The sequence below is a fragment of the Trichocoleus sp. DQ-A1 genome (genome assembly GCF_039961955.1).
Lineage (GTDB): Bacteria > Cyanobacteriota > Cyanobacteriia > Cyanobacteriales > FACHB-T130 > FACHB-T130.
In genome coordinates this window covers 25,203-44,863 of record NZ_JAMPKE010000040.1, presented here as the reverse complement: position 1 = coordinate 44,863, position 19,661 = coordinate 25,203, and the positions used below count along the sequence as shown (strand labels likewise).

The following is a 19,661-nucleotide window of genomic DNA, read 5'->3' as shown; positions in this document are numbered from 1 at the left end:
AAGGTTTCCCTAACTGGTATTACTTACCCGAATCAATCAATGTGGCAGGCTCGCTTCTGGGTTATAGCGTACCGCCGCACTTTGCACAGCAACTTTACTCACCTTAAGCGATCACTCAAGGTGGATCGGAATGGTCAATAAAAGAAACGGACTCTGATACGGACCTTGCTGGAAGGCGAGATCGCTTGTGATCTAGAACTCCAAAAACTCGCACAACGTCTAGTTAAACCGGATGGCGTTGCTTGGGAGGAAGGGGAACTGGTGGATATTCGACTGGCGGAGGATTTGAAGCGGAGACGACAACAGAAGCGATCGCGCTAAGTGCTTAAAACCGCCGCTAAGGGTAATGCTAGAGACTTTGCCACACATGGAGTAGACACGACCAACAAAGGATGAGGTGTTCAGTTTTCTCGCCTGACCATTTAGCCTTTTTGCAACCCAACCTAAAAGCTTCCAGTGCCACCTCTGATTGAATCGCAGCTTTTCTTAGCGCCAGTTCCTCCCAGGAGTAGATTGAAGTTAATTCGCTTCGCTTCTTGGGAGAAGAGCGTTCGCGCTAGTGACATCGACACCCCAAAACCAACAACTGCAACGAATGCGCCACACAGTTTCCTATAATTAGCTCAGGTTTGACAATCAGACTGGAGGCGAACACGGTGGCACAAAAACAACCCATTCGATTTACCCAACGTTTGGATGTTCGACAATCTAATTGCCTGCAAAACGCAGCTAACGATTCGAATGTGTCTAAATCAGAAATGACTCACAGTGCCCTAGAAAAATATCTAGATGCACTAGACGCACTAGATTCACTCAGTTTCCAAAGCAGAACGCCAGCGGTTTTAAGCCGCTGGCGTTCCATTTTTTTGTCAACCCACTGCAATCGGCTCTCGGCCTGAAGAACTTAGATTCCGATGCGTGGACTACGGAGCAATCTACCCGACAGATTTGGATCGGGTAACGTTGATATCATTCTATGTCAGACACCAGACAATTCGCATCAGTAGTTTTTGTAAAAGATTCTTCCTCTGCATCATCGTTGCCCAATCTTGAGCAGGTGAGTGTAGATTCTCTAGCCGCCTTACCAGATGCAGCCAAGTCAAGCGGGGCAAGGTATCTGGAGGAATGGATGATTTGCAGCGGCGTATCCGAGGAGATCGCTACCTTAGCAATTGAATCTCTTGACGACCCCCAAGAAATTGCCCGACGCTTGGGATGGAAAGCATACCGATATACCCCTGGATGGTGGGTGTCGGGAATCAATCCTCGAACTGGGGAACGCTCTAAATTTGGGCAGTTCAAGCCCGACACTCCTATCTCATTTCCAGATCAGGATAAACCTGCAAAGTACCTGACCCCGAAAGAAGTCCCCTACGACGCACTGTGCCTTCCTCATCCCGACACTCACTACTGGGCTGCGGTATTAGATGACCCCAGTATCCCTGTCTTGGTGACTGAGGGAGCCAAAAAAGCCGGGACGGCATTAACTGTAGAACTAGCCGCGCTCGCGCTAGTGGGGGTAGAAATGGGGCTAGTGAAAGGTCGGTTAGTTCCAACCCTGGCAGAGTTCGCAGTTCCAGGGCGTCCGGTGTATCTCGCATTCGATGCTGACTTAGTCCGCAAACCCGAAGTCGTAAATGCTCTGAAGCGATTAGCGACCGTGCTAAAGCGCCAGGAATGCCTGTTATATGTCACCCTGTGGGATGAAGCGGATGGCAAAGGATTGGACGATTATATCGTGACACAGGGACCAGAGGAATTTAAGGAAAGAGTAAAAGAGAGCGTTCCCTACAAGGAATGGCTTAAGAAGTTAGAGCGGCAATTCAGTGGTAAGCGCGATCGCTCCCAAAGAAAATCCGATAAAGGAGACAAGGCACCAGGCGGCGATCAGGGCAGCATTGCCGCTCTGTTGGCGGAGAAATACCGTGCCCAACTCGCTTGGCATACTGAAACTAAGCGCTGGTATCGCTACGAGGCGGAGCAAGAGGGAATTTGGAGCCAGCAGGCAGACGAATTCGTTTGGCAAATTGTAATCGCAGAAGTCTGCTCTAGTCGCTCCGAACAACACGGTTACAAGGCGGATTTCATCAGCGGAATTGTCCGGCTCCTCAAGGCTCACCTGGCCGTTAGCGAGTGGAATGAGGCGGCGGGGTTGTTACCTTGCCAGAATGGGGTATTGAACCTGGAAACAATGGAGCTGATTCCTCATGCCCCGGCGCATCGACTAACTTGGTGCCTGCCCTACGAATACAGCATCCTGGCTACCTGCACCCCGATTCAGGAATGGTTGCTAGCGACAGTTGGCGGAGATCGCGACTTAGTTGAACTTTTACGGGCTTATCTAAACGCAATTGTCAAAGGTCGGTCAGACCTCCAGCGGTATCTGGAATTGGTGGGACCGGGAGGAACCGGAAAATCAACTTACATCCGATTAGCAATGGCGCTTGTGGGCTTGCGAAACACTCACACCACGACATTGCAAAGACTAGAGGGCAACCGCTTTGAGACGGCCAGTATCTGTGGGAAGCGGCTGGTCGTCATTACCGATTCAGAGCGATACGCCGGAAACGTATCCGTCCTGAAGGCAATCACTGGGGGAGATTCGCTGCCCTATGAAGCGAAGTTCCAACAAAGTACGGGCGGCTTCACTCCGACGGCAATGGTGGTTGTGGCGGCGAATGAAGTTGTCCAGTCTGCTGATTACACTTCGGGATTGTCACGACGACGGCTCACCGTGCCACTTAAAAATCAAATTGCTTGCGAGCAGCAGCGCAACTTGATTGAGATGCGTGGCGAGCAACTGCTAGGGGAGTTTGTTGGTTATCTTCCGGGACTGCTCAACTGGGCATTGGCGATGTCCGACGAGGCCGTCACAAATCTGGTGAAGCGTACTGCCCAACACGTACCAAGCCTGACTCAGATGAAAGCGGAAACCCTCTGCGAAACCAACCCCATCGCCGACTGGGCGGATCGCTGTCTCATTCACCGGCTGGGAGAACGGACTCAGGTCGGTATCGCCAAGCGAGATAAGGCATCTGAGAGTCAGAACACCTATTCGTTCGTGAATACCTGGCTTTACGCAAGCTACTGCGAGTACAGCACTGCTACCGGCAGTAAGCCAGTAGCGGTCAGGCGGTTTGTTTGTTTGCTTGACGATCTGTGCGCGTCGCAGCTGAAGTTACAGGGAGTGTCGCGAGGCAAAGATCGATATGGCTCACACTTTACAGGGCTGAAGATTCGGACAGGCAACGAGACAGATCCGTTACTCATCACAGGTTTAGACCCAACAGACCCGCCAGATAGCGATCCGCCCCCACCGCCACATCACCCAATTTCTCCAAGAGGAAGCGATCCGTCATTCCCTTCTGACATGGATAAAACTCAAGATGTGATGGATAAAACCCAAAATGTGATGGATAGTGTGATGGTTCAAACCCTTGCTGGTGATGAATGTGATGGATGTGATGGATTATTTGAAACCTCGCACAAAGCTTTACTGGTTAAAAATGAAAGTGGCTTTGAGCAAAATCAAGATTTAGACTTTGTTGAGGAGTTGAAACTAGCCTTTCATCCATCACAAGAAGTCTCACAAACTAAGGCAGGAGATGGATTCCAGCCAATTACAGCATCCATCACAGCATCCGTCACACCTGTCACACCCGTCACATCTATCACGCTCACGGAAAAACAGGATGCGATCGCGCCTAACTCGTCAATAGAGGGTGAGATCGCGCCCAACCCGTCAATAGAGGATGCGATCGCTAAGCAAATAACCGACGCACAAGAGATGCTTTCAGATTGTGAGGATGGTGAGGCGGTCGCTGCGGTGTTTGAGATTTTGGCGACGGCTTATGAGAGGCAATTTTCGCAACAAGAGGTGAACCAGATAAAGTCGGCTGCATGGTTAGGGCTGCCTCCAGAAGACAGACAGCGGATTCTACGGCTGAAGAATTCCGACGTGGAACAACCCCAGGAGCGTCAGCCGGAAGTTTCCCAGAAAGAGATCGCGCCCATTCCAGAACCACAGGCACAGGCACAGCCACAGCGAAACTGGCAAGCTGAAGTCCTGCGGATCAATAAAAGAACACCGTACCAGCAGCCTGAATCGCCTTTTGTTGTGGGGCAGTCAGTGATGTATGAAGGCGTCCGATACAGCGTGACCATACCCGGGTCAACACACAGCCAACTTGAAGGAGTCAACAGCGCGATCGCTAACTGGGAACTCAAGCCAATTACATGACCCACATCTATGCACATGAGGAAATTTTATGAGCTGCTCACTCGAACCGAGTTGAATCAATGGCAGCAAATCTAGGGGCGCACTCAGCGATAGCTAGACTCGATACTTGTAACTGGTAAAACTTGCTTTCGCCTCTTCGTAGGCTTTATTGAGTGCTGTTATCCCAGTCTTAGCAATGGGGCTGCTGTTGACATCCGTATGCCAAACCTTAGCGGCTGCCCGGTACGCGCTTTTGATTCTTTCTGGAGTGGCACTAGGCGATACCTGTAAAACGTCCCACCATGCTCCTACAAGCGGTGGAGCCAAGATGGATTCAATGAGAATCCAGTCGCAGCCGTAGCAGACTCGGTAAATTCCTTCTAAAGTATCCTGTCCCAACTGGGCAAGAACTGTTTGATGCCAATTTCTAAAGGCGTCACGACAACGCTGCTTCACGTTGGGGTCGTAGCTGCTAAGTGCGCCTTTGCTCAAAAATGTATTAAAGCCAATATATATTTCCCCTCCATTCGGCTTGGGATCGTAGAACGGATCTTTCCCTTCTGCCAAACACTCAAGCACTCGCAAGCTCAGGCACGGGCGGCTGAGTGGGAAGCGGCGAGTCATCGGGTTACGGTGTATTTTCAGATGGAAGACGGGATGCCTGCGGTGATGCACAACGGGATGAAGATTACAGCACCGGATTTCTGGCGATCACCGATTCTAGAACGCGAAGTCGATAACATGTTGCCGAAAGACCCGCGTGCGTCCGGACAGGCTTGCAGAAGGCGAAATTGAGATGCGATCGCCTGAAGCAGTTAACTTGGATCGAGCGCCATATTCGCATCGCCCAAAATCAGCTTTCTTCCGCGAGCGGATGGGAGGATTTTCTCCCAGAAGCTTGGGAAGAGGTCAGCTTGCGCTCTGAGATCGCCCGCATTGTACAAAATTGCCCTGCCTTGTGCATGATCATTGTCGATGGGCAGCTAGACGTGGAATGCTAAAGTGTTTCTGTTTTGCCTAAAAGATGGGGTAGTGGTTTTTGTATTTCTCCCTAAAATTATTGGCTTGATAGTGAATATTTGAGCTTTTTAAGAAGCTGATAAATTTTCTCCATTTTAAAACTCCGAGGAATTAATTTTTTTCAGGAGCTTGCTTGTTTCTTGGGTATGACGCTGAACAATGGGAGCTAATTTTGATTCTAGTCCTTGTCGGTTGTACACCCTTTCCTGCATTTGTTCGGTATGGTGCATAGCGATTGCTGCCCCACGCTTTTCATTGGGGCTAGCTCCTATTTCATTTAAATAGGTAATGTACATTGAACGCAATTGATGTGGAGCTACGGGTACGCCTGCTTCCCGGCGAAACATCTGGCTAATTCTAGCATTCCAATTTTTTTCATCTAAAGGTTCATGTAGAGCTGTTTTTTTCTTGATGAAGAAACAATTATGCTCTTCCGTTTCTAAAATTTCTTTTCGGAGTGCCAACCATTCAACTATATATTCGTAAAAACGTTTACCGTTATTAAATACGGTATTAGGAATCTCTTCCCAATATTCGCCGTGAATCTTGCCAGTCTTGTAGTCAGGCGGTTGGAGATGAATGTACCACTTAAATCTATCAGACAATTCTAGATTTCTCGCCGAAATAAAAAATCCATCAGCAAAATAACCGTAAACTAGGGTTCTACCCAGTTCTAACTCATAATAAGTTCGAGCGCGATCCGGTGGAATTAATATCATAAAAGCAAGTGACAAAAAATCTTGTAGATCTCTAGCCAATGCGTAATCAGTACGTTTTTTCCGAGTGATTCCATCTCGCACTGTTGTTGAATAAGTGCATTTTTTCTCATGCCGCTGTCGTACTTTCTCCATTACTTCAACCGCTTTTGTCCAAGGAACACTCTTCTTTTCGTAGGGAACAGTTTGCGGAGTACCCTTGCCTTCTTTAGCCAGCTTTTTTCTCAAATCTTTTAACTTTCGGATGACTGGTATATCTCGGTCTTCGGGATAACTTTCTGTACCAAACTCGTTCCGAAAAATAAATTTAGCTAAAGCGGTAACTGTAGTTACATATCGTTCTCTGCTTTTACTATGTCCTCCCAAAAACTCTAAATATTCATGAATTAAGTTAAGTGTTTGATTGGCTGTCATTATAGCTTTTTTTTGGCTAACATCTGGTCAATAAAATAATCTTTCACCTGTTGGCTCTTTCTATCCAAATCCTTTGGTAATAAAATATTTAGCGGTGAAAACTCAACAATTGACGTTAACCTTAGACTGGCAAGCGGAACATTTTTGAATCGATGTAGCCAGCCAAGTATCTGATACAGCTTCGCCACTTCATCTTCAATAGTTTTAGGCGAACAAGCACCACTTAGACGATATTTTTTAAAGCTCTCAAAATCTTGTAGTAAATTCTGATTGATGTAATCATCTGGGAAACATTTTGCTCCTAAGGCATAAGGAGATTTCTTATCTCGCCCCAGCCTGAGATTTTCCTCCCATCTCGCTTTCCCACTAGGTGCATGTAGTCTTTCATATTTAAATTCTTCCTCTTCTAAAGATCCCAAAGCTCCATAGCCTTGTTCGCTTGTCCATTCAGCGAAACTTTTAAGAGTTGAGCGATTGCGCCGTCGCGTATCCTTATCAATATTCTTCGCTTCAAATTCTTTTTCTACAAAACTAAGAGCATTTACAATTTGTTGTGGAGTTAGTTTTTTTAAATAATTCACTCCATCAGCAACCTCTTGAGCGGTTGAGCGTTTGTTAGCCGGAGAGGGTCCTCCATAGGCAGGAACGAGAAATCGAACTACTGCACTTTTTAAAATATGTTCACCATTAGCTTTGGCGTTACTATTAATAAATCGAGTGTATCGGTTATATAAATCTAATGCTGTTTCATGATTTTTTACTTGTACGGCAACCATCTTATATCTCCTAGTCCTACCTAATTTTCGATTGAGTTAACGCGCATAACCTAAAACATCAGTTTGCCTTATGAGCTAACCAAGTATTCTTTTAGGATTATAGTACAACATATAGTACAAATACAACTATCGCTTGAAATGCACGGAGACTGATAACCGGGCTACGCCTAAGAAAACACAATGTTTTTTCAAGGTTTTTAACCTTTTTCTTGGTTTAATGTCTTATAAAAAATGTCTTATAGTTATAAGACATCAAATAAATTGCTCGTTTATACGCATAAGCTAAAATTATTATTGGCGCATATTAGAGTCTTTAAGACGCTAGGCTATAGCTAAAAAAGCCGTGAAATACAGGTGAAAAACTTACAGAATTAGGTAACGCGCATAATCTAACTACTTTTATGAAAAAAAAACAAAATAAACCTTCTTACCAACACCGACTCCCTTGTAAAGATAAAAAATGTTTACGAGGAGAACCAATTTATTATGAAGAGTTGAAAAAGCCTCTAAATCTAACCTTGACATCTACAGCTATTGAAAAGCTTAATAATCTGGCGATGCAACAAGGAATTTCTCGCAGCGAAGTCGTTGAAAGATGGTTACGTTCTCAAATAGAAAGCTTAATTTTTGAATCCTAGCTGACGGTTGATTTGGTGTTCAAGAAGATGGCAATTACCGGGAAACGCAATTGTCTAAATGTACAAGTAACTAGCTTGTTTTAAAGAACACTCGCCTAGCTTTTTTGCTGCCAGGGTTCAAAATTTCAAAATCCCATGTTCCCTTGTCCCTTTTTACAGCCCATTCTCGAAAATAGTCGTGACCCTTTTCCGCTGCCATGCTCACGGCGCGATCTTCAATCTCTAATATTTTTGCTAGATGGGCCGAATATAGCGAAGCTGCGACAAGGGACAATATGCAGGTATATTCTCTCCAGAAGCCCCGGCTTTTCTAGCCTTGGGACTTTATAAGCTGATTACAGCAGGTACTTGAGTCAGTGCAGAGCAACGACGATGAAGCAACAGTGGGATTCAGTTTAGTTGCAGCTTTACTTGGTTGTTCCAGCCCGGAAATTAACAAACCTCGTTCCTTTTGTACCCACAGTTGAGAGGTTTAACAGAGGGTTGAAAGTCAAGACAGCGATCGCCCGCTAGAATTCGGCGCTCCGGATTCTAGCTTCACTAGCCAGGAGGGTCGGAAGTTGAGACAGCGAGCGCTATCTGGTTCCGCCGGATGCAGGGCATCACGAATTCGAGGAGAGGATTCGGATGGAGGATTGAAGTGTTGCGATCACTCGTCACCAGCTCCTTAAGGATTAGTCATCACCGTTTGGTTAAGATGGCTGGTGAGCCTCCATGAGCGCGATCGCTCCTCACTGCACTGTTTCTTCTCGCATCCAACCCCATCGCTGTCGCGGTCAAAGCCATGCGGGTCAGGCGGCAGAACCTTGAAATTCCGGTAGGAGATGTCCGGGCAATTCAGATCCGGTGGGCCGGGAGGAATGCAGACGCCTGGATAAGCCGAGCTACAGTTTTGCTGGGTAGATGGGGCTGGCTTGGGCAGCTGTGGGGATTCCGGTTAAGACCAAGACTAGGGCGGCAAGTGCTGCGGTTCTATTCATCACACCTTCTCATTTGGGATAGTCTTCGTGTTCCTAGAATGTGAAGCGCGATCGCGCTCACTTTCTCTCAGCATCCGGATTTTATCTGCCGTCGAAGTTAACGATAAATATTTAGTGATTCGCGATATGGCTTATGTGTGGCTGCTAAAATTTGGGGTCAATGCTGATAATAAATTGGTTGATATCGTCGATGTCCCCAGTGGAAAAAGCGATTTAGTTTGCCCCTATTGTGGAGTCAAATTAGTTGCTAAGAAGGGTCAAGTCAAAGAACACCATTTCGCTCATACTGGGCAAACCTGTCGTTCCGTGACGGTTAAGCGAGAGTTTCCTAGCCTCCCACTGTATGACAACTTCAATATCGAGTTATCAGGGCAGGCACTACAATTGCTCAAAACCCTTTGGAAATCCTGTGGAACAAATGGCTGGAGTATCCCTTTCTCAGTTGACCTCAAGCCATTAATCAAAGCCAAACTATTGCAGAAAAATCCCTATCAAAATCCTCCTGGCTACGAATTTACACAGCTAGGGATGATTCCAGTGGGAGCGCTGCCCTTAAAGGAATTCAATCAAATTCAGGAGCCGCTTCTCCTGAAGAAATTAGCTGATATAGAACGGCAGGTAGAACTCGCTAAAGTACTAAAATCACTGAATCTGAAAGAACGTTCAATTGATTTATGGCTTTACCGAACTCAGCTCAAAAGAATTCTAGAGCATCGCTTGTACTATTTAGAAGTAAAAGCTGATGGTGAAACCCTATATAAAATTGGTGTAACCAAGCGAACAATTGAAGAACGAATGCTAGAAATTAGGCGGGATTTGCGTTCGCACTACAAAACTGTGGAACTTAAGGTACTGGGGATTTGGGAACACAGGGGCAATATTGAATTATATTTCAAGCATCGCTACCAGTCGTTTAATTATCAATTGAGGAGCTTAACTGAATACTATAAGTTTGGTACTGAGGCGAATGTAGTATTGAACGATTTAAAACAGATGCATCTCAAATGTCTAAGTCAAGCCGAACTTAATATTTTGGCAGAGGATATTATGTCATCTCCTGCTAGAACTGGAATTTATTGCCTGTAAAAACTAGTCTTTTTAAAGATAATTACCCTTCAATAAAACAAAGTGTTACTTAGTCTAGAAGCCCTATTGTAAAAGCTTTGAAAGATTTTTGGATTAACGACACTAATGTGTTATTAGCGACAAATAATTTGTTATCTGACATGAGTGGAATTTCCTGGGCATTAACCATTAATACTGAACGGCTGATCCTTCGTCCCCAGCAACCCAGTGATTATGAGGCTTGGTACGCTGGTTTTTCTGGGCGATTGCCAAAACAACATCAATACGATGATGGGCTGGTTAGTTTGGATCACTGCGATCGCCACTGGTTTGCAGATTTGTGTCTGCGTCATCAACAGCAGGCGTTGACCGATCGGGTTTTCGTCTTTGGTATTTTTTCTCGTCAAACCGAGCAGCATCTTGGAAACATCGATCTCTCAACAATTCGTCGCCAAGAACATCAATGGGCAATTTTAGGATACGAAATTCACAACCAACACTGGAGGCAAGGTTTCGGCAGGGAAGCAGTTCGAGCTACATTAATTGCTGGGTTTGAAACGCTGAGTTATCATCGCATCGAAGCCGCCATTAATCTGGATAATCAAGCATCAATTGCATTAGCTCAAAGTGTGGGTATGCAGAAGGAGTGCATTCGTCGCGGTTTTCTCTATGAAAACGAGCAATGGGTAGACCATTTCATTTACGTTGCTCTACCCTCCGATCTAGGTTTAGTCGAAAAGCCACCCGCGATCTCCCCATTAGGCATATAGGAGTTATTGCCTTTGAAAAGAGGTCTTTTCAATGATAATCAGGCGGTGATGATGGCTCCCGCGATGATGTGGAGTAAAAGCGTTCCCTTCAAGCTGCGTAGCAGCTATACAACTCGCACCCATCAAGCTCATCACTGATCCAAGTATAAAATTTTGTAAAATTTGCAGAAGCTCCTCTACTAACGCTGACAAGTTTATAGAAGTAGCAACTCCCCTGAAAAATAATCGGAGATTGGAGTCATGGATAAGCGGCATCAGTACTTGCAAATCGCCCTTGTTGTTGTTGGAACTGCTTTTCTCCTTGTCTATCCGTTGATGAAAATCTGGTCATCGGGCTGGTCATGGCTACCCGGTCAATATGAATACGAACAGATGATCGTTGGCATTTATGCGACGCTCGGTGTTTTTTTACTATGGGCTTCTCGAAAACCCGAAGCACATCTGAGTTTAATCTGGTTTACTGTCTGGTCGAGTGTTGTTCATGGGCTGATCATGGCATTCCACGCAGTAATTGATTCTGCGGAACGTGGACATCTCCTAGGCGATGTTCCAGCATTAATCTTGGTGGCAATTGTTCTTGGTGTCCTAACGCCACGCGAAGGGGTGCCAGTGCAGGAATAAGCAAGGCACAACCAATCAAATGTAGCCGACATCAGAAGCGGTGATGATGGCTTTCTATAAATTGTCAGTAGCGGGTTTGAGAAATCTACAAAGGGTGTAAAACCAGGTTTATTTTTGGTAATCCTGACCCATGAAGAAGGAAACCAAGACGATGTATTCGGAGTTATTATTGCAGCAAGCGATCCAGATAACCCCTAAAAAGATTGAGTGGCGCTAAAGGGATGTTATATTGCCAACGATCGCACTTCAACAACGATGTTTCAACAACCAAAACCTAAACTTGACATTATCAATATAATGTCAAGTTCTGGCCTAGCTTGGTTGCGTTCAATCTAGTTAGCTGTCAGTACATTGCGCCACTGGACATTGACAGCCCTCCTCCCCTCACCTTCGGTACTATAAGGGCGCTCGCACTTATTCTAAATTCCCTGCTTTCTTAACAGCTTGTTTCAGGTCTTCAAAGGTAATATTACCGTCTTCATCTCGATACATCGCTAGCAGTTCTGCGGGGCTAGTACCTGTTTCTGCTGAAATGACTGCATTTAACCCAGGGCTTAAAAAAAGCTCATTACTCGATACTTTGCCATCTTGATCGCTATCCAAGGTATTAAAAAGAGATTGAAGCTCTTGCTCAGTTGCCATAAGTTTCTATCTGAATTAATTTTTTCAATTCAATATCTCAGAATTTCGATAAAGATGCAAGGAAAGTTACCTCTTACCCTGGCAGATACAAGCTGCTGCTGTCGTTGGGGCGTGCGTGCAGATATCTGGAAGTAGTCGCTACCAATTCATGCCCCAACGTCGCCTGCACTAAATGGATCGGAGCGCCCGTGTCTAGTGAATGTGAGGCGTGAACATGACGCAACCAGTGCGGGCTAACCTTCCCTCTAATCCCAGTGCGGTTGCCCTGCAAGAGCCTTCACCTTCGGTACTGTTCGAGCGATCACTCAAAAGCAATCTCCCACTTGGGTTAGACACCAAGTAGGCAGAACCGACCTAACATTTGGGTTCAGTAGCATTGAGGTAGAGTAGATGTCGTCCCAATTGAACCGCGATTCAGAAGAGCTTAAAGTACAAGGAACCACGTTGTTTGATCGCACTTTTCGAGACAGCGAGGGCAAGATTGTCATTGCTCAGATGCCCAACCTGCCGCTTCTAGTAGGGTTGGGAGCAAGCCTACTTCAACTCGTCTTACCCAGCGGCAATCTCCAGACAGGACTTAATTTAGTGGGATTTGGTGCTTTGTTCACTTGGGCATGGCAGGAGTTGTTTGATGGGGTCAACTACTTCCGTCGTGCACTCGGATTGGTGGTGTTAGGAGGAATGCTCGCGCTCAGACTACATATCGGTTGAGCTTGAAGAAGCATCCTAGGGGTATCTAATTTTTAAGGTAGTAACGATGGCTGACCTTATCTTTTTTTGTAAGTCAGATGCCAAGTTCTTTGACCACAGTGAGGGCATTTCCTGAAATTCCTGGAATTACCCGCTGCCTTCCACCGAATTGCCCCTAAATCCCAGTATGATTCTTCAAAATTACAGTTTGGGCATTTCATAAACCATTGGCGTGATTCCTCTTCCATCGATTGTGCCCACTCATCCGGCAAAATTGAGTTGAGAAATTTTTGGATGAAGTTCATAGTCTAAAAATCCAATCTACATAGGAATAAATTAATCGCTATTGTATTGGTGTTCAAATCAACTGGTATAACAACGTTAGCTAGTCCTGCCTGTAAGCGATTTGATGAATAAAGTTTTCAGTGCTATAGCTTTGAAATGGCAAATATTCTTGGACGCTAAGGGCGATCGCTTTCGCCCCATTCAAGGCTCAGCTAAGGGAGGTGACGGCGGCGATGACCAATTTTCTACTGGAAGCGTTCTTACTTCTCGCATCCGTTCAAAATCACTATCAGATGAAACCACAGTCAGACCGTGACGCAAGGCAGTAGCAGCAATCCACAGATCGTTCTCGCTCACGCCTAACGCTTCAATACTGGTTGTTCTGCGTCTACTTTTTTCTCTGGGACCAAACTGAGCGATGATTTCCGCTTTAAATTCACCGTAGATATGGGCAGTTTCCCTGTCCACCGGATAGATGTCGATGCCTTGTACAAAAGCTTGCACTCGGATTAGATTAGCCGCCTTTTGTTGTGAATTTTGTCCCATGAAAATGAGTTCCCCACAAACAATGACACTGGTAGCCACTGGCACCTTGCCCAACTCGATGAGGCGGCGACGGACAACGGTATCTCCTTCAATAATGCGGCTACAGTGGTTGGTGTCGAGCAGATACACGCTTAAAATTCCAGCGGGGCACGGGAATCATAAACCATCTGGAGACACTCCTCAAGGTCATCCCCTTCCCATGTCCCCGCATACCTCAAGAGAGATTCGGCAGTGGAGTTAGAGGGAGAAGGCGTTTCAGAGGAAGGGGATTCAGGTTCGTCTCTAAGAACGGTGACGCGCACTCTTTTTCCAGCAAGTTCTTTTGAGTGGATGATAATCTCCTCCCAAGTTCCTTCTAATTCCATCGGCTTAGATGTCATAAATATTTGCTCCTAAAAAGGTAGATAAAGGGCAGAACTGTCGGCTGGACGAGCATGAAGATAGCGACTGGTTGTCGCAACCGAGGCATGACCCAGCGTGGCCTGAACCAGCTGCACAGGGGCACCTCGGTCAAGAGCGTGGGAGGCGTGGGAGTGCCTGAACCAATGCGGACTAACCTTTCCTTCAATCCCCGCACGTTCCCCAGCTATTTCGATGATTCGCCGCACTTGGTTTGGTTGAATCGCCCCGGCAAACTTACGGCTTCTAAACACCGGGTCATCTTGTTCGGCATCACCTCGGAACTTAGTTAACTCTTTCCAGAGGGAAGCTGGCAGTGCCACATACCGTGTCTTTCCGCCCTTGCCATACAATGCAACCTGACCGCGATCGCCTACAGGTTTGAAGTCACGCCATCTTAAAGAAGATGTTTCCGAGACTCTAGCACCGCTGGCATACAGAAAACGGAGTAAAAGCTTATTGCGTTCGCACGGTTCCAAGGCAATCATCGTCATTACCTCAAGCTCTGTCAAAATCCGCTCTGCTAAAGTGTTTTTGACTGGAGGCGTGTCTAGCGACGCACCTACATTAAAGGGCAGATACCCAACTCGATGCCCAAACGAGAGCAGTGACTTGAGGGATGAAAGCCGACGATTCTGGGTAGCGGCTGAATACCCCTGAGAAGCTAGGGCATCAGCAAACGCCTGGACATCATTGAGCGTGACCTGTGGCAGCGGCTTGGTTTCGACGAACGCCAAAAAGCAATTGATGTCACCCCGGTAAGCCCTTTGACTCTGACGAGTCTTGCCGTGCAACCAAAGGTCAATTAATTGGGCAGTGGAATTAACTTCAGCCAAGCGAGTAGTAGGAGCGATCGCCGCCCCTGAAGTTCGTGTCAACATAGAGCTAAGAGTAGACCTTTTGTTGAACAAGTCCCTTCTGTAACCGCAGGAGGGACTCTGTTTTAAATTGTATCGGTGATAATGTCACTTATCACCCATTGGAAACCTACATTCTTGGGCGATCGCTAGACTCGATACTTGTAGTTGGTAAAACTTGCTTTCGCCTCTTCGTAGGCTTTATTGAGTGCGGTTATCCGAGCTTTAGCGATGGGACTGTTGTTGATATCCGTATGCCAAACCTTGGCTGCTGCCCGGTACGCGCTTTTGACTTCTTCTGGAGTGGCACTAGGCGATACCTGTAAAACGTCCCACCATGCTCCGACAAGCGGTGGAGCCAAGATGGATTCAATGAGAATCCAGTCGCAGCCGTAGCAGACTCGGTAAATTCCTTCTAAAGTATCCTGTCCCAAGTCGGCAAGAACTGTTTGATGCCAATTTCTAAAGGCGTCACGACAACGCTGCTTCAGGTTGGGGTCGTAGCCAGCAAGCGCGCCTTTGCTCAAAAATGTATTAAAGCCGAGATATATTTCCCCTCCATTCGGCTTGGGATCGTAGAACGGATCTTTCCCTTCTGCCAAACACTCAAGCACTCGCCGCGTATCCGCTGAGGGTTCTGGCAGTTCTAGAAGCTGAGTCAGTTCGTTGGCAATTTCTCGTGATTCTGGGTTCTGCCGCCACTGCCAGTAATTCACGTTAGGTTTGCCCAGTTGTTCGGCGTAGTTTCTCAGCCAATATTCCCGCCGGTTAATCGGCGGGTGAACCCCCACCTCTAAAGCTTTTAAAATTCCCCATTGCTTTTGTCTAAAAGCATCGACAATCTTCTCCTTCAACCCAGAGCCAAAATAATTAGATGTCAACGCCCATTGCACAGCTTCTAGGGGTGTGGCAGCAGTCGTAGGTTGATCTAGATAGATTAAGCGGTATTCGCATAACTTCTTAACGGCTTTCTCATTGTCGTCAGGGAATGCCAGCGTCCAACTATTGTCAACTTGCCGCAGACATTCATTCACTCGATCTGCTAAGTCATTAAAGCGTTTTAAGTTTTCGCACCAGCATTTTTCCCAGTGTTGTGTGCCATCTTGGTTCCACCAGTCGGCATTAGTAATGCTGCACTCGATCACCAAAATGGGTTCGTTCCCGCCAAAATCCAGCAGCTCAGGAATTAAAGAAGCTGGAATCTGCCAATACTGGGAATGACTTGTTACAGGTTGATTCGGCTGTCTGTCTTGATGAAATTTTTCGATGAGTTCAATGACTTTCGGCTTCACTGGGTCTGGCACCCGCATCACGGAGGTGGTGTAATCCTCTTTTCTCATCCTGCCGCCACTGGGTTTATTCATCGTGGTTGAAAGCTTTGACATTCATAAATTCTACCCGTTACAGGTTAAATAGCGACTCGGAAAAGAGAGAAGGAGAGCGACTTTGTAGGCGACTGGGACTGAGGATCAAGCTTAGGAATTCATAAAGCTTATATTCGTTACAGGTTGATTTTGAGAGTGTTTAGAGAGAAAGCGATCGCTGCTCTACGTCAAGGGAGTAGAAATTTGCTGCATACGCTTCCATTCAGAGAAGACTTTATCTAAACCGTTGGAGCGATCGCTTGCTCACTCACGTTTCCCGGTAGATAGAAGATCCAGCGGCTATCCTCTCCAACCTCTCCAAACTCCAACCGATAATATTTGAGCGCCCAGACCCCATCTAACTGACGATTCGGAGCGATCGTTAGCAGGTGTAACCTGTACTCTTCCTTCTCCTATAGGATGGGATATTTACAACTTTTAGATTTCCAGAGCGCTGATAGACGCTCGTGAGTAGTAATGGAACACCAATTAGCGATCGCTCGCACCTGAAAAAACGTTTCGATCTGCTGAATGTTGGTTGTGACGGGTTACAAAATCGATATGCAATTGATTGGGAAGGTTATGCTGCTGAAAGATTAAGACTACCCGACGTACAGGATGAGGAAAGCTGACCGTCTTTTCCAATTAGTGAATCTGATTAGATCTCACCAACCCATTACAGCAGGGCAACTAGGCGAACGGATTGGTGTTTCCGTGCGTACAATTTACCGATATATCGATGATCTTTCGGTGAGTGGTATTCCCATCTATGGTGAGCCGGGTGTCGGTTACGCTTTGGATAAAGATTTTGAGTTACCACCCCTAACTTTAACTCATGATGAAATCGCCGCTTTAATGTTGGGTGTCGAAATCCTGTCGCGAGCGACCGGGAATGACTTAGCCGCAGCGGCAAAAACGCTATTGAGTAAGATTGGAGCAGTATTGCCGCCACACAGCTTTGATCCAACTCGCACACCTGTTCGGGCGCTAGGTGATATTCTCAACGACCAAAGCTTAAGACAGTGGAACGACCTTTATCGAGCAATTCAGCAGCAACAAGCCGTCACAATTGTGTATTTGAGCTTGAATGAACAACTGTCTCAAAGGATTGTTGTTCCGTTGGGGTTGTTTTACTGGGGTGGAAAATGGACCGTTGGAACATGGTGCATTCTCAGAAACTCATACAGAGATTTTCGGGTCGATCGCATCCAAAATCTCGATTTTGCTTCAGATGTTGAATTTCCAGACCAAGAGATCAGTCTTGACTTATACACGAAGTTTCAGCTTGAGAGAATAAAGTTATCTGGCTTCCACTGACAGGATGCTGTCAGGAGTAGGGTTTTATGCTGAGTAACGCCCAAGAAATTGTTGAGGAGCCGATTTCGCTGTGTTTGAGATGTTTCCTAACTTCTGGACTCCAGTATTACCCGTTGCTGAAATAGGACTAGCTCCCCTTGCGGTTGAGTTAGCTGGCGAATCGCTAGTTCTATTTCGCAATTCAGCCGATCAGTTCGTAGCATTCCTTGATCGTTGTCCTCATCGTGGTGCGCCTCTCTCACGCGGGCAAGTCACGGAAGACGGTTGCCTTGAATGTCCCTATCATGGTTGGCGTTTTGCCTCAGATGGTGCTTGTACTCATGTTCCTTTCAACTCACTTAACCCAGCTCAACGCTCAAAACTGTCAGTCATGAGGTTGCCGACAAGGGTGATTGCAGGGATGCTGTGGATCTTTACGGGAGCTGAAAACGTGCCAGAACCACACTTGCCGTCGAGCTTATTAGAACCAAACGAGCGTTACGTGATTCACCATGAGATTTGGAACGCGCATTGGACAAGAGCGATTGATATTTCATTGGACTATCTACATATCCCTTTCGTCCATCAGGATTCATTTGGTCGCGAATTCCATGACCCAGTACACCAAAATGCGATCGCCCAAATCAGCGTTACTGCAACAGCAGATGGAATGGCAGTCACAAATCAACTCAATACCTTGTCTTATGGAGTTGAGATTGATTGGCATCAGCCCAATAACGTTGTTCTCAAGTTAGATATAGGTGGACTACCCCTGCGTCCTCATTTGTTTGCAATTCCGATCAATACCCAACAAATGCGATTTATGCAGGTTGTTCTGCCCAACTCTGGAATCGATCCGAGTAACTTCGACTTTGATGAGTTTTTTGCAGCATCTCTTGACGATCGCACGATGGTTGAGTCACAGATCGGTGAAGTTCCCAATACAAATGAAGGATGTAACGTACCTACTGATGAACCCTCACTGCGGTTTCGCCGTTGGTACTACCGCACAGTGAAGAATAGAAGAATAGAGGCTATTCAAGGCGCAAGTGCTGATTGATGACATTAATAACATTCGTGACAAGTTGGCGTAAATATAGCGAAGCTGAAATCAACTGCAAAGTAGCCATTTAAACCTTGCCTGATAAGGGTTTCAATGTTTACTAAGTGCCAGCTTGCGAGAATTCGATGTCGAGTCGGTGGATTGGGAATTTTGCCAACAATCGAAAGGTTGAATAGCTTTCAGAGCTATACTTAGACTCCTTGAAAAATCAATGTTGTTAGGGTGGGTTTTGCCTACTTTGGGCCTAAAGTTGGTATTTTGTCATGGTTAAGTGAACCTTGGTTGTATCCTTGAAGCCCATCTAAGTATCAAGAACTGAAACTCCTACTTGATAAGAATTTTGAGCGCTACCTTGCGGCTTGTGTCAGCTTCGCAATGTTTACGCTTTTTGGTTTATCCACGTCTATCAAACAGCTCTATTGCTACTCAGGAGTGTAGATCACCATTAACAAACCTGCTTCCCTCTGGTTCGGCAGCAAGCTACCGACGGCTTCACGAGTAGTATAGTAGCGTGGCTGCGTCCGGTGTGACCGCTTTGTTAAGCCGCGCCCCGATCGGGTCGGAAGCGCGCAGCACGGCGAAACAGCCACGCCGATCCGATGAACAACGTGACGAAGACCCCGTTGAGGATCGAAAGCTCTAGCAGTCCGCTCCACGGGTAGCCCAATCCGGCGCTCAGCGCGATCACAGGCATTCCCCTAGCGTTAGTCGTGCTTGCAGTTGAGCTGAACAATATCAATGCTGGAAATCGGTCACGGCGAGGTAGCTCCAAGGCCGCAGAGGAAGAATCACCAGCAATCGATGTCCCGGTAAGAACAGTCGAACAACTAAGTTTACCGGCGACTGAGCAGAATATTCAACTCCCTAATTCAATGCTGCTGGCAAAGACTGAGAGTGATCGCCCCCAAGTACCAATTGGTACTTGTACCAGCAATCTTCCCAGGTCTACAAAACAGCTCGATAATCTCATCCGCCAAACCGTATTGATTTGGGGGAATCAGGACAGTGGAAAAAGTTCGGTAGCTCGGTACATTGCAAAGCTCAAGACAGAGCAGAGGTATCGGGGTCGTGGTAGTAGACATAAATAACAGATAACAATCGTGCTGAATGGCAGTGGCTGCTTTCGTTACTACTTTTCAGCTAAAGCCCACCAAGAAATTTGCGTAATTTGTAGTTGTTTTCCTGTGGCTAACAATAATTGCATTTGATCATTACTGACTCAACATCTTTTATCTTAGTTAGCCATCAATTTTATTGACTCCCCATGCGAACTCAACCCTATCTCCTCACCCTGCTCGCA

The 19,661-nt window shown here is 46.4% G+C and carries 21 protein-coding genes and 1 pseudogene; 13 read left to right on the top strand and 9 right to left on the bottom strand.

Annotation, left to right across the window (positions count from 1 at the left end):
- Positions 1-165: 165 nt before the first annotated feature.
- Positions 166-321 carry a hypothetical protein gene (locus NDI33_RS24370; protein ID WP_190667850.1) on the top strand — a complete coding sequence of 52 codons (156 nt, stop codon included), beginning with the start codon at positions 166-168 and terminating at the stop codon, positions 319-321.
- A gap of 655 nt (positions 322-976) precedes the next feature.
- On the top strand, positions 977-4,240 hold the full coding sequence (locus NDI33_RS24365) for a phage/plasmid primase, P4 family (protein ID WP_190671827.1): 3,264 nt from the start codon (positions 977-979) through the stop codon (positions 4,238-4,240).
- A 93-nt stretch (positions 4,241-4,333) separates the two neighbouring features.
- Here NDI33_RS24365 and NDI33_RS24360 read toward each other — a convergent pair whose 3' ends face one another.
- Positions 4,334-4,843, bottom strand: a complete 510-nt coding sequence (locus tag NDI33_RS24360) for a J domain-containing protein (protein ID WP_190671824.1) — start codon at positions 4,841-4,843, stop codon at positions 4,334-4,336.
- A 152-nt stretch (positions 4,844-4,995) separates the two neighbouring features.
- Between NDI33_RS24360 and NDI33_RS24355 the strand changes: the two genes are divergently transcribed.
- Positions 4,996-5,220, top strand: a complete 225-nt coding sequence (locus NDI33_RS24355) for a hypothetical protein (protein WP_190671822.1) — start codon at positions 4,996-4,998, stop codon at positions 5,218-5,220.
- Between the two features lie 114 nt (positions 5,221-5,334).
- Here NDI33_RS24355 and NDI33_RS24350 read toward each other — a convergent pair whose 3' ends face one another.
- Together NDI33_RS24350 and NDI33_RS24345 are read right to left on the bottom strand one after the other, a co-directional pair.
- Positions 5,335-6,369 carry a hypothetical protein gene (locus NDI33_RS24350; protein ID WP_190671819.1) on the bottom strand — a complete coding sequence of 345 codons (1,035 nt, stop codon included), beginning with the start codon at positions 6,367-6,369 and terminating at the stop codon, positions 5,335-5,337.
- Complete coding sequence (locus tag NDI33_RS24345) at positions 6,369-7,145, bottom strand: hypothetical protein (RefSeq protein ID WP_190671816.1); 777 nt, start codon at positions 7,143-7,145, stop codon at positions 6,369-6,371. The genes NDI33_RS24350 and NDI33_RS24345 overlap by 1 nt, the downstream gene beginning before the upstream one ends.
- 401 nt (positions 7,146-7,546) lie before the next feature.
- On the opposite strand from NDI33_RS24345, the gene NDI33_RS24340 reads away from it, so the two are divergent.
- The 5 genes from NDI33_RS24340 (at position 7,547) to NDI33_RS24320 (ending at position 11,219) form a co-directional block, all read left to right on the top strand.
- Positions 7,547-7,783 carry a ribbon-helix-helix protein, CopG family gene (locus NDI33_RS24340; RefSeq protein WP_190671814.1) on the top strand — a complete coding sequence of 79 codons (237 nt, stop codon included), beginning with the start codon at positions 7,547-7,549 and terminating at the stop codon, positions 7,781-7,783.
- A 1,007-nt stretch (positions 7,784-8,790) separates the two neighbouring features.
- A complete protein-coding gene (locus NDI33_RS24335) occupies positions 8,791-9,849 on the top strand; it encodes a GIY-YIG nuclease family protein (RefSeq protein WP_347275828.1) in 1,059 nt (352 codons plus the stop codon).
- A 77-nt stretch (positions 9,850-9,926) separates the two neighbouring features.
- The gene (locus NDI33_RS24330) at positions 9,927-10,598 is read left to right on the top strand and encodes a GNAT family protein (protein WP_348245678.1); all 672 of its coding nucleotides are present in this window, start codon (positions 9,927-9,929) and stop codon (positions 10,596-10,598) included.
- A 12-nt stretch (positions 10,599-10,610) separates the two neighbouring features.
- On the top strand, positions 10,611-10,736 hold the full coding sequence (locus NDI33_RS24325) for a hypothetical protein (protein ID WP_277878738.1): 126 nt from the start codon (positions 10,611-10,613) through the stop codon (positions 10,734-10,736).
- Between the two features lie 102 nt (positions 10,737-10,838).
- Complete coding sequence (locus NDI33_RS24320; protein WP_190416403.1) at positions 10,839-11,219, top strand: DUF6632 domain-containing protein; 381 nt, start codon at positions 10,839-10,841, stop codon at positions 11,217-11,219.
- 414 nt (positions 11,220-11,633) lie between these two features.
- Here the strand turns inward: NDI33_RS24320 and NDI33_RS24315 are convergent, their stop codons facing one another.
- Together NDI33_RS24315 and NDI33_RS24310 are read right to left on the bottom strand one after the other, a co-directional pair.
- Complete coding sequence (locus tag NDI33_RS24315; protein ID WP_190416402.1) at positions 11,634-11,861, bottom strand: EF-hand domain-containing protein; 228 nt, start codon at positions 11,859-11,861, stop codon at positions 11,634-11,636.
- Between the two features lie 73 nt (positions 11,862-11,934).
- A pseudogene (locus NDI33_RS24310) lies at positions 11,935-12,120 on the bottom strand (tyrosine-type recombinase/integrase); the annotation flags it as partial.
- Positions 12,121-12,251: 131 nt separating this feature from the next.
- Between NDI33_RS24310 and NDI33_RS24305 the strand changes: the two are divergent.
- Complete coding sequence (locus tag NDI33_RS24305) at positions 12,252-12,572, top strand: hypothetical protein (RefSeq protein ID WP_190671808.1); 321 nt, start codon at positions 12,252-12,254, stop codon at positions 12,570-12,572.
- A gap of 465 nt (positions 12,573-13,037) precedes the next feature.
- Here NDI33_RS24305 and NDI33_RS24300 read toward each other — a convergent pair whose 3' ends face one another.
- The 4 genes from NDI33_RS24300 to NDI33_RS24285 form a co-directional block, all read right to left on the bottom strand.
- A complete protein-coding gene (locus tag NDI33_RS24300; RefSeq protein ID WP_190671805.1) occupies positions 13,038-13,511 on the bottom strand; it encodes a PIN domain-containing protein in 474 nt (157 codons plus the stop codon).
- 2 nt (positions 13,512-13,513) lie between these two features.
- Positions 13,514-13,762 carry a hypothetical protein gene (locus NDI33_RS24295; protein ID WP_190671802.1) on the bottom strand — a complete coding sequence of 83 codons (249 nt, stop codon included), beginning with the start codon at positions 13,760-13,762 and terminating at the stop codon, positions 13,514-13,516.
- A gap of 12 nt (positions 13,763-13,774) precedes the next feature.
- Positions 13,775-14,662 carry a tyrosine-type recombinase/integrase gene (locus tag NDI33_RS24290; RefSeq protein ID WP_190671799.1) on the bottom strand — a complete coding sequence of 296 codons (888 nt, stop codon included), beginning with the start codon at positions 14,660-14,662 and terminating at the stop codon, positions 13,775-13,777.
- A gap of 125 nt (positions 14,663-14,787) precedes the next feature.
- Positions 14,788-16,023, bottom strand: coding sequence for a J domain-containing protein (locus tag NDI33_RS24285; RefSeq protein ID WP_190671796.1), 1,236 nt, complete (start codon positions 16,021-16,023; stop codon positions 14,788-14,790).
- A gap of 446 nt (positions 16,024-16,469) precedes the next feature.
- On the opposite strand from NDI33_RS24285, the gene NDI33_RS24280 reads away from it, so the two are divergent.
- The 4 genes from NDI33_RS24280 to NDI33_RS24265 all read left to right on the top strand — a co-directional run bounded on the left by NDI33_RS24280 (position 16,470) and on the right by NDI33_RS24265 (position 19,449).
- A complete protein-coding gene (locus NDI33_RS24280; RefSeq protein WP_190671793.1) occupies positions 16,470-16,634 on the top strand; it encodes a hypothetical protein in 165 nt (54 codons plus the stop codon).
- On the top strand, positions 16,621-17,319 hold the full coding sequence (locus tag NDI33_RS24275) for a YafY family protein (protein WP_190671790.1): 699 nt from the start codon (positions 16,621-16,623) through the stop codon (positions 17,317-17,319). The genes NDI33_RS24280 and NDI33_RS24275 overlap by 14 nt, the downstream gene beginning before the upstream one ends.
- Before the next feature lie 79 nt (positions 17,320-17,398).
- Entirely contained in the window at positions 17,399-18,358 is a 960-nt protein-coding gene (locus NDI33_RS24270; protein WP_242032968.1) for an aromatic ring-hydroxylating dioxygenase subunit alpha, read from the top strand.
- Positions 18,359-19,071: 713 nt separating this feature from the next.
- Positions 19,072-19,449 carry a hypothetical protein gene (locus NDI33_RS24265; protein ID WP_190671783.1) on the top strand — a complete coding sequence of 126 codons (378 nt, stop codon included), beginning with the start codon at positions 19,072-19,074 and terminating at the stop codon, positions 19,447-19,449.
- Positions 19,450-19,661 lie beyond the last annotated feature (212 nt).

Excerpts from the sequence above, each read along its gene's own strand:
- NDI33_RS24285 (WP_190671796.1), bottom strand. The coding sequence starts at position 16,023 with ATGTCAAAGCTTTCAACCACGATGAATAAACCCAGTGGCGGCAGGATG.
- NDI33_RS24340 (WP_190671814.1), top strand. The coding sequence starts at position 7,547 with ATGAAAAAAAAACAAAATAAACCTTCTTACCAACACCGACTCCCTTGT.
- NDI33_RS24345 (WP_190671816.1), bottom strand. The coding sequence starts at position 7,145 with ATGGTTGCCGTACAAGTAAAAAATCATGAAACAGCATTAGATTTATAT.
- NDI33_RS24290 (WP_190671799.1), bottom strand. The coding sequence starts at position 14,662 with ATGTTGACACGAACTTCAGGGGCGGCGATCGCTCCTACTACTCGCTTG.
- NDI33_RS24320 (WP_190416403.1), top strand. The coding sequence starts at position 10,839 with ATGGATAAGCGGCATCAGTACTTGCAAATCGCCCTTGTTGTTGTTGGA.
- NDI33_RS24295 (WP_190671802.1), bottom strand. The coding sequence starts at position 13,762 with ATGACATCTAAGCCGATGGAATTAGAAGGAACTTGGGAGGAGATTATC.
- NDI33_RS24365 (WP_190671827.1), top strand. The coding sequence starts at position 977 with ATGTCAGACACCAGACAATTCGCATCAGTAGTTTTTGTAAAAGATTCT.
- NDI33_RS24360 (WP_190671824.1), bottom strand. The coding sequence starts at position 4,843 with ATGACTCGCCGCTTCCCACTCAGCCGCCCGTGCCTGAGCTTGCGAGTG.
- NDI33_RS24275 (WP_190671790.1), top strand. The coding sequence starts at position 16,621 with ATGAGGAAAGCTGACCGTCTTTTCCAATTAGTGAATCTGATTAGATCT.
- NDI33_RS24305 (WP_190671808.1), top strand. The coding sequence starts at position 12,252 with ATGTCGTCCCAATTGAACCGCGATTCAGAAGAGCTTAAAGTACAAGGA.
- NDI33_RS24350 (WP_190671819.1), bottom strand. The coding sequence starts at position 6,369 with ATGACAGCCAATCAAACACTTAACTTAATTCATGAATATTTAGAGTTT.
- NDI33_RS24270 (WP_242032968.1), top strand. The coding sequence starts at position 17,399 with ATGTTTCCTAACTTCTGGACTCCAGTATTACCCGTTGCTGAAATAGGA.
- NDI33_RS24315 (WP_190416402.1), bottom strand. The coding sequence starts at position 11,861 with ATGGCAACTGAGCAAGAGCTTCAATCTCTTTTTAATACCTTGGATAGC.